Annotated in this window: 12 protein-coding genes; 7 read left to right on the top strand and 5 right to left on the bottom strand. The window is 66.1% G+C overall.

Annotation, left to right across the window (positions count from 1 at the left end; translation table 11 throughout):
* Positions 1-212 precede the first annotated feature (212 nt).
* Entirely contained in the window at positions 213-1,673 is a 1,461-nt protein-coding gene (locus BRADO_RS30675; protein WP_012030084.1) for an amidohydrolase family protein, read from the top strand.
* Here BRADO_RS30675 and BRADO_RS30670 read toward each other — a convergent pair whose 3' ends face one another.
* On the bottom strand, positions 1,674-2,648 hold the full coding sequence (locus BRADO_RS30670) for a LacI family DNA-binding transcriptional regulator (RefSeq protein WP_012030083.1): 975 nt from the start codon (positions 2,646-2,648) through the stop codon (positions 1,674-1,676). It abuts the gene before it with no gap.
* Between the two features lie 208 nt (positions 2,649-2,856).
* Here BRADO_RS30670 and BRADO_RS30665 point away from each other — a divergent pair, with 208 nt between their 5' ends.
* Both BRADO_RS30665 and BRADO_RS30660 read left to right on the top strand, forming a co-directional pair.
* Complete coding sequence (locus BRADO_RS30665) at positions 2,857-4,158, top strand: Xaa-Pro peptidase family protein (RefSeq protein ID WP_041757175.1); 1,302 nt, start codon at positions 2,857-2,859, stop codon at positions 4,156-4,158.
* Positions 4,159-4,312: 154 nt separating this feature from the next.
* On the top strand, positions 4,313-5,278 hold the full coding sequence (locus BRADO_RS30660; protein ID WP_012030081.1) for an NAD(P)-dependent oxidoreductase: 966 nt from the start codon (positions 4,313-4,315) through the stop codon (positions 5,276-5,278).
* Between the two features lie 194 nt (positions 5,279-5,472).
* Here BRADO_RS30660 and BRADO_RS30655 read toward each other — a convergent pair whose 3' ends face one another.
* The 3 genes from BRADO_RS30655 to BRADO_RS30645 form a co-directional block, all read right to left on the bottom strand.
* Positions 5,473-6,786, bottom strand: a complete 1,314-nt coding sequence (locus tag BRADO_RS30655; RefSeq protein WP_012030080.1) for a tetratricopeptide repeat protein — start codon at positions 6,784-6,786, stop codon at positions 5,473-5,475.
* A 1-nt stretch (position 6,787) separates the two neighbouring features.
* Complete coding sequence (locus BRADO_RS30650) at positions 6,788-7,798, bottom strand: aldo/keto reductase (protein WP_012030079.1); 1,011 nt, start codon at positions 7,796-7,798, stop codon at positions 6,788-6,790.
* A 198-nt stretch (positions 7,799-7,996) separates the two neighbouring features.
* Positions 7,997-8,419 (bottom strand): PaaI family thioesterase, encoded by a 423-nt coding sequence (locus BRADO_RS30645; protein WP_012030078.1) that lies wholly within the window; start codon positions 8,417-8,419, stop codon positions 7,997-7,999.
* Between the two features lie 80 nt (positions 8,420-8,499).
* On the opposite strand from BRADO_RS30645, the gene BRADO_RS30640 reads away from it, so the two are divergent.
* Complete coding sequence (locus BRADO_RS30640; RefSeq protein ID WP_012030077.1) at positions 8,500-9,129, top strand: NUDIX domain-containing protein; 630 nt, start codon at positions 8,500-8,502, stop codon at positions 9,127-9,129.
* Positions 9,130-9,154: 25 nt separating this feature from the next.
* On the top strand, positions 9,155-10,336 hold the full coding sequence (locus BRADO_RS30635; RefSeq protein WP_012030076.1) for a hypothetical protein: 1,182 nt from the start codon (positions 9,155-9,157) through the stop codon (positions 10,334-10,336).
* A gap of 184 nt (positions 10,337-10,520) precedes the next feature.
* On the opposite strand, the gene BRADO_RS30630 is transcribed toward BRADO_RS30635, so the two are convergent.
* Positions 10,521-10,823 carry a hypothetical protein gene (locus tag BRADO_RS30630; RefSeq protein ID WP_012030075.1) on the bottom strand — a complete coding sequence of 101 codons (303 nt, stop codon included), beginning with the start codon at positions 10,821-10,823 and terminating at the stop codon, positions 10,521-10,523.
* Between the two features lie 170 nt (positions 10,824-10,993).
* Here BRADO_RS30630 and BRADO_RS30625 point away from each other — a divergent pair, with 170 nt between their 5' ends.
* Positions 10,994-11,470, top strand: a complete 477-nt coding sequence (locus BRADO_RS30625; RefSeq protein WP_012030074.1) for a hypothetical protein — start codon at positions 10,994-10,996, stop codon at positions 11,468-11,470.
* A 234-nt stretch (positions 11,471-11,704) separates the two neighbouring features.
* Positions 11,705-12,667 (top strand): TAXI family TRAP transporter solute-binding subunit, encoded by a 963-nt coding sequence (locus BRADO_RS30620; RefSeq protein ID WP_012030073.1) that lies wholly within the window; start codon positions 11,705-11,707, stop codon positions 12,665-12,667.
* Positions 12,668-12,780: the final 113 nt, after the last annotated feature.

Here is a 12,780-nt window from a genome sequence, read left to right as displayed (position 1 = left end):
GCTGGAGGGAGAGTGGCGCAGACGAGGTTGTGCGCCGTTGAGGCGTATCAAGGGCGGAGGCGTTCCGTCTCACGATCGCGTGTCTCGGAAATGGGACCGGGCGCTTCGCGCCGGTGAATGCAGTTCAGCCCGGCGCGGATGACATGCGGATGAAGCTGGACGCGCTGTAATAGCTCCAGGATAGTTCTGTGGTTTCCAGCGAGACCTAGCTCATGACCAATGACCCGACCTCCTTCGATCTCATCATCCGCGGCGGCACTGTCATCGACGGCACGCGCGCGCCGCGCTTTGCGGCGGATGTCGGCATCAAGGACGGCCGCATCGTCGCCATCGGCGAGGTCTCAGGCGAAGCTCGGCGCGTGATCGACGCCTCCGGCCGCATCGTCGCGCCGGGCTTCATCGATGCCCATACCCATGACGACAGCGCGGTGCTGGTCGATCCCGGCATGACCTGCAAGGTGTCACAGGGCGTGACCTCCGTCGTGACGGGCAATTGCGGCGTCAGCATCGCGCCGCTGAAGCCGGGCTCGCCGCGACCGATGCCGCTCGGCCTGCTGTCACCGGGCGACGGGCGCGTTGCGGAATATGCCTCGTTCGCGGACTACGTCGCGGCGTTGCGCGCGGCGCCATCGGCGGTGAACGTCGCGCCGATGACCGGCCATACCTCGCTGCGCGCGTCCGTCGTGAGCGATCTCGGCCGCGCGGCGACCGAGAGCGAAGTTGCCGAGATGCGCGCCTTGGTTCAGGAGGCGCTCGATGCCGGCGCGATCGGCGTCTCTACCGGCACCTTCTATCCGCCGGCGGAGGCCGCGCCGACCGAGGAGATCATCGAGGTCTGCCGTCCGCTGACCGGCAGCGGCGGCGTCTATGCCACGCATATGCGCAACGAGGCTGATGACGTCGTCAAATCGCTGGAGGAGAGCTTTGCAATTGGCAAGGCGCTCGACGTCCAGGTCGTGATCTCGCACCACAAGGTGGTGGGGCCGGCGAATTTCGGCCGCACGAAAGAGACGCTGCCGTTGCTCACCGAGGCGATGAGCTGCCAATGCGTCGCGCTCGACTGCTATCCTTATAACGCATCCTCGACGATGCTGCACACCGATCCGGCCAAGCTGCAGGTCAAGGTCGTGGTTGCCGCGTCGAAGCCGCATCCGGAGATGGCGGGCCGTGATCTCGCCGACATCGCCGCCAGCTGGGGCGTCGACCGGCTCGAAGCCGCGAAGCGGCTGCAGCCGGCATCGGCCATCTACTTCTCGATGGACGAGGCGGACGTGCGCACCATCCTCGCCTTCGAGCCGACCATGATCGGCTCCGACGGTCTCCCGTTCGGCGAGCGGCCGCATCCGCGCCTGTGGGGCACGTTCCCACGCGTGCTCGGCTATTACTGCCGCGAGCTCGAGCTGTTCTCACTGGAGACGGCGGTTTGGAAGATGAGCGGCCTTACCGCGCAGAATTTCGGCATCAAGCGCCGCGGCACGCTGGCCGTCGGCCACCATGCCGACATCACGATCTTCGACGCGGCCAGCGTGCGCGACGCTGCGACCTATGACGAGCCCTGCGTGCCCGCTGCCGGCATCGACGCGGTCGTCGTCAACGGCGCGCTGACGTGGTGGCAGGGGGCGCACCAGAATGCGCGCGCTGGGCAGGTGATCACGCGGGCACGTCTGCGCTGATCAGGGCCGCGGCTGCGCCGTCGATCCGCGGATGATGAGCTGCGGCGCCAGCACGACATGCTCGTCCGTGACCTCATGGCGCGCAATGCGCGCCAGCAGCAATCGCGCTGCGGCTTCCCCCATGTCGCGCTGGGCGATCCGCACCGTGGTGAGCGGCGGCGAGACCATGTCGACGAACGGCATGTCGTTGTGGCCGACCACCGACACGTCGCCGGGGCAGGCGAGGCCGCGGGCGGCGAGCGCGTCATAGACGCCGAGCGCCAGCAAATCATTGGCGGCGACGATCGCGGTCGGCCGCGTCCGGCGCGTCAGGAGGCGCAGCGCAGCCTCGCGGCCGGCCGCGCGCGTGTAGGAGTCAGCGACCTCGACCGGCGCGTGGCGGGCGGACAGGCCCGCATCCCTGGCGCTGGCCTCGAAGCCGGCCCGCCGGCGCGCGCCGGTCGAGATCTCCTGCGGGCCGGCGACGTGGCCGATCCGCTGGTGGCCGAGCGCCACGAGATGCTCGACCGCAAGCCGCATGCCCGCCGCGTCATCGCTGGCCGCTGATGGCAACTGGCTCGCGCCATCGACGCGATTGACCAGTACGACCGGCAGCGCCGCATCGAGACAATGCTTTACGACATCGTCGCGCAAGCTCACCGTCGCCAGCACCAGGCCGTCGACCCCGCGCGCGATCAGGCGATCGACCAGATCCTGCTCCGAGCCCTTGCTGCCGACGTCGACGACGATCGTCGCATAGCCCTCGGCATTGAGGTGATCCGCGATGCCGGAGAGCACCGGCGGAAAGCCGGGGTCGGCGATATCGGGCGCCAGCACGCCGATCAGGCCGCTGCGCCCGGTGCGCAACCCCTTGGCCGCCATGTTGAGCCGGTAGCCGATGGCGTTGGCAGCGGCCTGGATACGGTCGGCGACATCCGTCGCGACCAGATGCTTCATGGCCGGGCTGAGCGCGCGCGAGACCGTCGACGGGTGCACGCCGCATCGGGCGGCCACGTCCTTGATCGTCGGGCGGGCGGATGCCGTTGCCTGCGGCCGTCTCGCCGGTCGCGATGTCTGCTCCATGTCCAGCCTCTGATGTCGCAGCGCAGCGACGTTTCCCTCTGACTTACCTTGACACTCTTAACGTGCATGCAATAAATCCGGCTCTGCAATCGATTGCAATAACTCAATGGGAAACGTCCACATGACAGCCAGCGCGCTGAAGCCGCATCTGGTCAGCCCCGAGCATCTCGATCCGCATTGGCGCTGGAGCCGGGCGATTCCCTCGCACGGCCATGTCTCGGTCGATTTCGAGCGCCGCGTCGATTTCGATCGTCTGCGGCGATACCGTCTGGCGCGGGCGCGCCAGGCGCTGAAGGCCTCGGGCTGTGGCGCGCTGCTGCTGTTCGACGTCAACAACATCCGCTACGTCTCCGGCACCAAGATCGGCGAATGGGAGCGCGACAAGCTCTGTCGCTTCGCGCTCCTGGCCGGCGACGGCGAGCCGATCGTGTGGGATTTCGGTTCGGCCGCCGTGCACCACCGCATCTTCTGCGACTGGCTGGCGCCTGAGAACTGCCGCGCCGGCATGCTCGGCATGCGCGGCACGGTGCCGCCGGCCGTCGGCCTGATGAAGGCTCATGCCGAAGAAGTCATGAGCCTGCTGCGCGCGGCCGGCGTCGCCGACATGCCGGTCGGTGTCGACCTTGCTGAAACCGCGATGTTCTTCGAGCTGCAAAAGGCCGGCATGAAGGTCGTCGACGGCCAGCAGGTCATGCTCGACGCGCGCGAGATCAAGAACATCGACGAGATCATGCTGCTCAACCAGGCCGCGGCAATGGTCGACGGCGTCTATCATTCGATTTACGAGAATTTGAAGCCCGGCGTCCGCGAGAACGACATCGTCGCGCTCGCCAACAAGATGCTCTACGAGATGGGCTCCGACGACGTCGAGGCGATCAACGCGATATCCGGCGAGCGCTGCAATCCGCATCCGCACAATTTCACCGACCGCATCCTGCGTCCGGGCGACCAGGCGTTCTTCGACATCCTGCAGTCCTATCAGGGCTACCGCACCTGCTATTACCGCACCTTCAATGTCGGCCGAGCCACGCCGGCCCAGCACGATGCCTACAAGCGCTGCCGCGAGTGGCTCGACAACGCGATCGCGTTGATCAAGCCGGGCGTGTCGACCGATTCCGTCGCCAAGGTGTGGCCGGCGGCGGAGGAGTTCGGATTCCCCTCGGAGATGGCGGCGTTCGGCCTGCAATTTGGCCACGGTCTTGGTCTCGCTCTGCATGAGCGCCCGATCATTTCGCGCCTGGTCTCGCTGGACAATCCGATGGAGATCAAGACCGGCATGGTATTCGCGCTGGAGACTTATTGCCCAGCCACTGACGGCTTCTCCGCGGCGCGCATCGAGGAGGAGGTCGTGGTCACCGACAAGGGCTGCCAGGTGATCACGCTGTTCCCCGCGGAAGAGCTGCCGATCGCCAATCGTTACTGAGCGAGATAATGCTACGAGCAAGACTGCCTTTCTAAATTTCTCGTCATTGCGAGCGAAGCGAAGCAATCCAGGGCCGAGCAAGGACTCTGGGTTGCTTCGTCGCTTCGCTCCTCGCAATGACGACTGCCGTGACCAGTATGACGAGGAGACGACAATGACCGCGACGCATTCGCTCGGCTGGATCGGCATGGGGCGCATGGGCTATCCGATGGCCGAGCGGCTGCTGAAAGCCGGACACAAGGTGTCGATCTTCAACCGCACCCGGGCCAAGGCCGAGCCGCTGGCGACGAAGGGCGGCATCATCGTCGACCATCCGAGCGATCTCGCAGGATGCGACATCGTCTTCTCGATGGTGTCGACGGCCAAGGATCTCGAGCAGGTCTATTTCGGCGACCATGGACTCGTCGCGTCGGGCTCGGGTCCGCGTCCTCAGATCCTGGTCGATTGCTCCTCCATCGGTGTCGGGCAGTCCGAGGCGATCGACGCCAAGCTGAGACAGCTCGACTGCGCGTTCGTGCGCGCCCCGGTGTCCGGCAACGGCAAATGCGTCAAGGCCGGCAAGCTGTCATCGGTCGTGTCCGGACCCAAAGCCGCGTTCGATGCCATCGCACCATATCTCGCCAAGATCGCCGTCTCCGGCGTGTCCTACGTCGGCGAGGGCGAGCTCGCGCGCATCTGCAAGATTGCGCACAACGTCTTTCTCGGCGTCGTGATCCAGAATCTGGCCGAAATCACCATCCTGGCGCAGAAGGCCGGCGTGCCGCGCCATGCCTTCCTCGACTTCATGAATGCCAGCGTCATGGGCTCGACCTTCACCAAGTACAAGAGCAACGCGCTGGTCAATCTCGACTGGACCACGACCTTCACGCCGACCCTTCTGCGCAAGGATCTCGATCTCGGCCTGTCGGCGGCGCGCCAACTCGACGTCGCGATGCCGGTGACGGCGGCAACGCGCGAGGCGCTGCAGGCCCATGTCGGCGCGGCGTCGCTGCAGAGCGATCCCGCCGCCTACCTGGAAAAGGATTTTGCGGCGCTGCTGGAGACGGTGGCGCTGGCTGCCGGCCTCAAGCTGCAGCCGGAAAATGTCCCGATGCCGACGGGCTTGGAAACCGAGGGGTAGGGCGGCCTCTTGGCCAGGGACGTCATTCCGGGGCAAGGCCGCAGGCCTTGAACCCGGAATCTCGAGCTTGTCTTGCGTCCGCTCCAATAATCTCGGGAGTCCGGATTCAATCGCCAACGCGCCGCCGATTCGCGCCGTCGCATTCGCGATTGCCCCGGATTGACGGCGAGACGCTTGTGCCCTCAGCGACCGAACTACTCAGTAGACAGCGCCCGCCAGCGCGTGTCACGCGCGGAGGGGCGGCGGTGCAGGCGGGCATCGAGGACCTCGCGTGCCTTCGCGAGGTCGCGGCTGCGGATCAGGGCCAGGACGTAGGTATCCTCGATCACCTCGCGCTGGGCGTGGCTGCCGCCGATGCGGGCGAGGTCGCCCATAACCGGTGTGAGCTCGCGCGCGCAGGCACGCCAATTCTCCTCGGCGAAGGCGCGCAGGGCCCGCAGCATGTGCGGCACGATCCGCCCCGCCGGGAGATTGCCCTCGATCTGCCGCCGCTCGATCGCGGCAAGACGCCCCTTAAGAGCCGTCGTATCGTTGGTGGCCGCGGCGATCATCACCAGGTGCATTTCGATGAAGGCAAGCGTCGAGCCCGTGAAGCGCGGTCTGGCATAGGCTGCCACCTCGGTCCAGGCCCCGTCGGGCAACGTATGGTTCTCCGCCCTCAGCCGCCACAGCAGCGAGGCACAGTCCGACAGCGTGTTAAGCGGCGGCGCGGTGTCCATCGTCGGCAACAGCACGTCAGTGTACACCCTGAGCGCGCCGGCCGCATCACCGCGGTCCAGCGCACCCAGCGCCTGGTGCCAGCAGATGTGACCGTGCAGCATGCCCGTGCGATCGTAGTCGCCGATCCAGCCCTCGACGAGCGCGCCGGCCTCGGCGAGCGAGCCTTGCTCGAACATGGCATGCAGCAGCGCATGCACGGCATAGGCGTTGTGCCGGCGCAGCGCGAAGCTGCGCTCGGTGATGGCGCGGCCTTGCGACACCTCGCCGGCCTCGGTCAGAGCCCAGCCATGGTTCGACAGGAACCACCAGTCCTCGCCATAGGCTGCGGCAAAGCGGTTGCACAGATCGCGTCGCGCCGCGTCGTGATCTCTCCGCCCCGAAAAAGCGAGCAGGCCGAAGGCGCCGAGCGGCAGCGCCATGATCATGGCATCGCGCGGCCAGCTCTCGAGATGCGTCAGGGCCGCATGGAGCGCGTCGGTGCCGCGCCCCTCGATGGCGAGCACCAGGGTAGCGACATGGCTCTTCTCGCGTTCGGTACCGCGCTTGGCGACGAGGTCGCGGGCGCGCTTGATTGTCTGCAGGGCCGCCTCGCGCTGCATGTAGATCGCATGAATGCGCGCGCGGGCGGCATGCGCCAGCGCGAAGTCCGGATCCAGCATGATCGCCCGCTCGAACGCGTCGGTGGCGCCGGGCCAGAAGGCGAGCAGCAGATCCATGCCTTCGCGATAAGCAGAAGCCGCATCGGTGGAGGCGGTGGACAGCGGCAGGCCGTAACGATCGTCCACCATCTCAGCCCACCCGCGGCCTGCGGCCTTCGATCGGATAGGCCGGATCGTTGTAGCCCGGCGTTGACGCGTGGCCGGTGACGACCAGGCGATCGATCAGCGCTTCGTCGTCGGCAGCATAGGGATAGTCGATCGATCGGATGTAGTCATCCCATTGCGGCTCAGTGCGCGGCCCTGCGATGACCGAACTGATGAACGCGGAGTTCAGCACCCATGACACCGCGAACTGGCCGGGTGTAAAGCCCTTGGTCTCGGCGTGGCGCTTGATCTCCTGCGCGAGCTTCAGGGATTCCGGCCGCCATTCGGTCTGCATCATCCTGGTGTCGTTGCGGCCGGCCCGCGTGTCCTTGTCGGGCGGCGCATCGGGGCTGTATTTGGCGGTGAGCACGCCGCGCGCCAGCGGGCTATAGGGCACCACGCCGAGGCCGTAATAATCGCAAGCCGGCAGGTGCTCGACCTCGGGCATCCGGTTCATCGCGTTGTAATAGGGTTGGCTGACCACAGGACGGTCGATGCCCATTCCGTCGCACAGATTGCAGATCTCGGCGAGCCGCCACGCGCGATAGTTCGAGACGCCGAAATAGCGGATCTTGCCGGCGCGCATGAGGTCACCGATCGCGCGCACGGTCTCCTCCAGCGGCGTCGCGTGGTCCTCCTTGTGAAGATAGTAGATGTCGATGTGACCGGTGCCGAGCCGCTTCAGGCTCTCGTCCGCGGCCTGCAGCATCCAGCGCCGCGACAGCCCGGCGCGGTTGGGATCATCGCCCATCGGGTTGGCGAGCTTGGTCGCGACGATCCAGCGGTCGCGCTCCCGCGCGATGGCGCGGCCGACGACCTCTTCAGAGGCGCCCTTGTTGTAGGCATCCGCCGTGTCGATGAAATTGATGCCGGCATCGCGGGCTTTCGCGATGATGCGCGCCGCGGTCGGCTCGTCGGTCGGGCCGCCGAACATCATCGTGCCCAGGCAGATCGGCGACACTTTCAGGCCGGAACGGCCGAGCTGGCGATAGTTCATGGAAGCCTCATTCCTGCCATAAGCGAGCATGGATTTACGAACGATAGCTCGCTCCGCGCGTCATTGCGAGCGCAGCGAAGCAATCCAGAGCCCCAGATTGGAAACAGTCCTGGATTGCTTCGTCGCGGAGCCTGTCATCGGGCCGCGCCTTGCGCGGACCCGTTGGCTCCTCGCACTGACGCCGGAGACAGCCGCGGCTCACTCGCTCTTCAAAATCTTGAACACGCCCGACGCCATCGCGATCACGCGGTCCGCAGCGGTCACCTCGGTGGTGATGAACACGAGGCTGCGGGTGATCCGCACGACATGCGGCCGCGACACCAGGGTCTCGCCGATCTTGCCGGACTCGACGAAATGCGTGTCGAACTGGATCGTCGCCATGTGCTCCTTGCCGGCGGCAAAGCGGGCCGTCATGCCGCAGCTGCGGTCGGCGAGCGTCATGATCACGCCGCCCTGGACCAGGCCGCGGCGATTGTGGTGCTTGTCCTCGGTGACAATGGCGTACTCATGGACACCGTCGAGAACCCGCTGCCACAGCGGCCCGATCAGATGCAGAAATCCGGAGGTATCGACGATCTCCCAGCCGTCGGACTTCATCTTTGCCGCAGCTGATTTCGTCATCTCGGACATCCCCTTCCATCGGTGCCGCAGGCCGGCACATGGTCGTTTCATCCGCCGCGGGGCTGGTGTAGTCAAGCTGCATGGCCATGCCGTTCGACGATGCCACACGACGGAAAATCGCGTCCTGCTGCGCGGGCTTCGTGCGCCTGGACACGATGGCCGGGACGCCGCCGCTGAAGCGCGCGGCGGTGGCGATCGCGCTGGCCCCGCATCACGAGACCGGCACGACCACGTTGCTGCTCACCTTGCGCGCCGCGGGACTGCGCAGCCATGGCGGCCAATGGGCGCTGCCGGGCGGCCGCTGTGATGCCGGCGAGACGCCGATCGAGGGCGCGCTGCGCGAGCTCGAGGAGGAGCTCGGCCTCACCCTCGAGGCGGATGCCGTGCTCGGCCTGCTCGATGACTATCCGACGCGGTCGGGCTATCTGATCACCCCTGTCGTCGTGTGGGCGGCGAATGGCCGCATGTTGCGGCCGAATCCCGACGAGGTCGCCTCGGTGCATCGGATCGGGCTCGATGCGATCACGGCCGACGGCGCGTTCGATTTCACGGCGATCCCCGAGAGTACGCGGCGCGTGATCCGGTTTCACGCCCGCGAGGGCCTCATTCACGCGCCGACCGCGGCCCTGGTCTATCAGTTCCGCGAGGTGCTGGCCGGCCGCGATACCCGCGTCCACGAGCTCGAACAGCCGGTGTTCGCCTGGAAGTAGCCACCGTTTCGGCTACAAGGGCGGCATGCCGCATCAGCCGATTCGCAAGCTCGCATTGATCCTCGCCTGCGCCGTCGCGGGTGCATCGCCTCTCCCGGCCGCGGAACCTGCGCCGGCCCCGGTCGCGCGCGATGCCCTGGCCCAGATGGCTTCGCCGGCGGCGATCGCCGAATACCAGCGCAAGCTCGCCGAGTATCAGCAGGCGCGCGCCGCGTTCGACCAGGAGGCGGGCGCCTATTGGAAGGCGATCGCCGACAAGCGCCGCATTCGTAACGCCAAGCGCCGCGACCGGCAGCCGATCGGGCTCGACGATTACGTGCTGGAGCAGCCGCCGGTCTACACCGGGCCGAAGCGGCCGGTGAATCCCGAGCCGGAGCCCGAGGGCGAGCCGCGCGAGCGCAAATACATTCCCGTCGTCGCCGATCTGCTCAAGGCGGCGCAGGAGCACTTCCAATGGTCGCCGCAACGCCCGACCAACGACATCGACTTCAAGCGCGCCTATGCCCGCTTCGCCGCCTCCTCGGGACTGACGCGGGAGCAGGCGGTGCGCGTCTATTCGTTCGAGACAGGCGGCAACGGCCGACATGACTCGCAGTCGGGATTCAAGGGCAACCGCCCGATCTCGACCGCGATCGGCTACAACCAGCTGCTGACGACCAACACGGTCGAGCTGCTGGCCGAGCAGGGCCCGCTGTTCACCCGCCTGCTCGGCGAGCGCGTTGCGCAGACGTCAGGTCCGGCGCGGGGCGCGATGGAGCACAAGCTCAATGTGCTGAAAAAAATGGTCGCGATCGCGCGCTCGGTGCCGGACGACTGGTCCGCGCATGAGAAGATCGGTAACACCGAGCAGGGCTGGGCGATGCATGCGATGGTGCTCGACATCGATGTCGGGCCGATGCTGCAGACCCACAAGCTGCTCACGTCAGTGCTGTTCGCCCGCGCCAAGGGCTACACCCGGCCGCTCTCGGCCGCCGAGCTCGAGATGATGAACCTCACCGGCGACGGCACCGGCTTCGACATCGTCACCATGCCGCTCGAGATGCGCGACCAGGTGCCGACCGCGAATTTCTTCCAGCGCGGCGGCTATGAGCGCAATCCCGTCGCCGTCCGTCACAACACGGTGGCCAGGCTGCTCGCGGTGACCGATGCCAGGATGGACTCGCTGAGCGTCCTGCCCGGCGCCAAGGAGCTGGCCGCGGCGTTTTGAGACGCTCATTGGCCGCTTGGTGGGGGAGCGCGATGCGCATCCCACCGTCGTCCCGGCGAACGCCGGGACCCAGACTCCCAGGACATCGTGATTGTGACGGGCGTAGCTCCAAGCGCGCGCGACAACCGAGGCCGGTGGCTATGGGTCCCGGCGTTCGCCGGGACGACACCCTTATCAATCGCGCTTACTCGTCTGCGCCGAACGAGAAGCTGCCGTCGCCCTCGAGATACGGCGCCGTCCGCATGTAGAGCTGGCCGTTCTGACCGATGAAGAACAGCGTTCCCTTCGGCACCTTCTTGGCGCCCTTCAGCAGCATGTCGGCATTCTTCGTGCCCATCTTGTAGGCGAGCGTCTTGCCGTCTTTGCCGTAGGCGTAGCCCATGTCGGGCTTGAGCTCCCATGGCTCGGGCGGAGCCGCAAGTGTCACGCCGGTCAGCGCGCACAGCGTCCCCATGGCGAGCAGGGTTTTCAGAACGGGTCCTTTCATGATCCTCCTCCTTGGTGGTCTCGTTGAACAAATCAAGAACGGCGTTGGAAGCGGCGTTGTCGAGCGCGCCATTGGTCGGCGCTTCCAGATTTTCCCATTCCTCGTCTCGCGATTATCCTGCAGCGTGGTTTAGAAACAAATGCCAAGAAAACATTTTGGGGATGATTCGGATGAGTCTCGTCACGAAGATCGGTTGGGTTGCGGCCTTGTCGCTGGTGGCGCTGACGTCCGCCCGGGCCGACGATTTCAAGCTGTCCAACAACCAGCGCATCGCCTGCAGCCGCGGCCTGTCCGCCGGCAAGCTCAACACGGCCGTCTGCAAGTCCTACGCCTATCTCTTCAACGTGAAGACGTCGGAGTTTTTCCGCTGCCAGGTGTCGCTGTCCCTGACCCGGGACAACAAGGAGGTCCTCAACGTCCAGACCGACGGCAGCTGCAGCAAGCGGCCACGGGTGTTCGACACCGACTCGAAATACGATTTCGACGCGACCGAAACCGAGCCGGCCAACACCAATTCCTTCTTCGGCAATGGCGGCTACTCGATCTGGGTGGCGGACACCACCCAGCAGAAGCTGCGCGGTTGCATCACGATCTCCTCGGGCCTCGGCTCCGACATCTCCAAGTGCGTCGACATGACCTTCCAATGATCTCCAATGATCTGCCCGGCCTGATGGCAGCTCGCGGCCGCGCCGCGGCCTCGGAGCATCTGAGGTTCAGGCGTGCAGTGCCGTCAATGCTGAGTTGATCATTCCGGGCGCGGTTCTGCCTCGCCGTCGCTGACCCACGGCCCGCCGCCGCGGCGCGCGGCCGCCCGTCTTTCGGATGGGTTGACCCGACGCATGCATCCGTCCAATTTGCCGGCAAAATCAATGGGAGGACAGATGCGTTTCTCGAAACTCTTTGGCACTGCAACCGGATTGTTCCTGGCCGTCACCAGCCTTCTTGCGGCCCCTGCGGCACAGGCGCAGAGCTTCATCAATGTGCTTACCGGCGGCACCTCCGGCGTCTATTATCCGCTGGGCGTCGCAATCGGGAAGATCTACGGCGACAAGATCCCGAACGTGAAGACCCAGGTGCAGGCGACCAAGGCCTCGGTCGAGAACTTGATCCTGCTGCAGCAGGGCCGCGGCGAGCTCGCCTTCGCGCTCGGCGACTCCCTCAAGTCGGCCTGGAACGGCGAGGAGGAGGCGGGCTTCAAGTCCAAGCTCGACAAGCTGCGCACCATCGGCGCGATCTATCCGAACTACATCCAGATCGTCGCGACCGCCGAGTCCGGCATCAAGACGCTGGCTGATCTGAAGGGCAAGAGCCTGTCGGTCGGCGCGCCGAAGTCGGGCACCGAGCTGAACTCGCGCGCGATCCTCGCTGCCGCCGGCATGAGCTACAAGGATCTCGGCAAGGTCGAATATCTGCCGTTCGCCGAATCCGTCGACCTGATGAAGAACCGGCAACTCGGAGCCACCTTGCAATCGGCCGGCCTCGGCGTCGCCTCGCTGAAGGACCTGTCGACCTCGTCGCCGATCACCGTGGTGTCGGTGCCGAAGGAGGTGGTCGACAAGATCGGCGCGCCGTTTGTGGCGGCGACCATCCCGGCCAACACCTATACCGGCCAGGACAAGGACGTGCCGACCGCGGCGGTGATCAACTATCTCGTCACCAGCTCGGCCGTGTCCGATGATCTCGCCTATCAGATGACCAAGCTGATCTTCGAGTCGCTGCCGGAACTCGCCAACGCGCACGCGGCCGGCAAGGAGATCAAGCTGGAGACGGCGGCACAGGACAGTCCGGTGCCGCTGCACCCGGGCGCGATCCGCTACTACAAGGAAAAGGGCGTCCTGAAGTAAGGACGCCGCCTGCGCCGCCCGAAGGCCGGCTCGTTTCCAAAATCGACTGCGCGGGCTCCCGCGCAGTCTTCTCGTTTCAGGTAGCCGCGGCCGATGGGCGGATCCTGGCAAGG

This window comes from Bradyrhizobium sp. ORS 278, assembly GCF_000026145.1.
GTDB lineage: Bacteria > Pseudomonadota > Alphaproteobacteria > Rhizobiales > Xanthobacteraceae > Bradyrhizobium.
Note: the sequence above shows the minus strand (reverse complement) of the source record. Positions and strands in the feature narration are given on the sequence as shown.

What these genes read in the sequence shown, in the direction of transcription:
- BRADO_RS30660 (WP_012030081.1), top strand. Translation starts at nt 4,313, where the DNA reads ATGACCGCGACGCATTCGCTCGGCTGGATCGGCATGGGGCGCATGGGC.
- BRADO_RS30635 (WP_012030076.1), top strand. Translation starts at nt 9,155, where the DNA reads ATGCCGCATCAGCCGATTCGCAAGCTCGCATTGATCCTCGCCTGCGCC.
- BRADO_RS30620 (WP_012030073.1), top strand. Translation starts at nt 11,705, where the DNA reads ATGCGTTTCTCGAAACTCTTTGGCACTGCAACCGGATTGTTCCTGGCC.
- BRADO_RS30640 (WP_012030077.1), top strand. Translation starts at nt 8,500, where the DNA reads ATGGCCATGCCGTTCGACGATGCCACACGACGGAAAATCGCGTCCTGC.
- BRADO_RS30675 (WP_012030084.1), top strand. Translation starts at nt 213, where the DNA reads ATGACCAATGACCCGACCTCCTTCGATCTCATCATCCGCGGCGGCACT.
- BRADO_RS30665 (WP_041757175.1), top strand. Translation starts at nt 2,857, where the DNA reads ATGACAGCCAGCGCGCTGAAGCCGCATCTGGTCAGCCCCGAGCATCTC.
- BRADO_RS30645 (WP_012030078.1), bottom strand. Translation starts at nt 8,419, where the DNA reads ATGACGAAATCAGCTGCGGCAAAGATGAAGTCCGACGGCTGGGAGATC.
- BRADO_RS30625 (WP_012030074.1), top strand. Translation starts at nt 10,994, where the DNA reads ATGAGTCTCGTCACGAAGATCGGTTGGGTTGCGGCCTTGTCGCTGGTG.
- BRADO_RS30630 (WP_012030075.1), bottom strand. Translation starts at nt 10,823, where the DNA reads ATGAAAGGACCCGTTCTGAAAACCCTGCTCGCCATGGGGACGCTGTGC.
- BRADO_RS30655 (WP_012030080.1), bottom strand. Translation starts at nt 6,786, where the DNA reads ATGGTGGACGATCGTTACGGCCTGCCGCTGTCCACCGCCTCCACCGAT.
- BRADO_RS30650 (WP_012030079.1), bottom strand. Translation starts at nt 7,798, where the DNA reads ATGAACTATCGCCAGCTCGGCCGTTCCGGCCTGAAAGTGTCGCCGATC.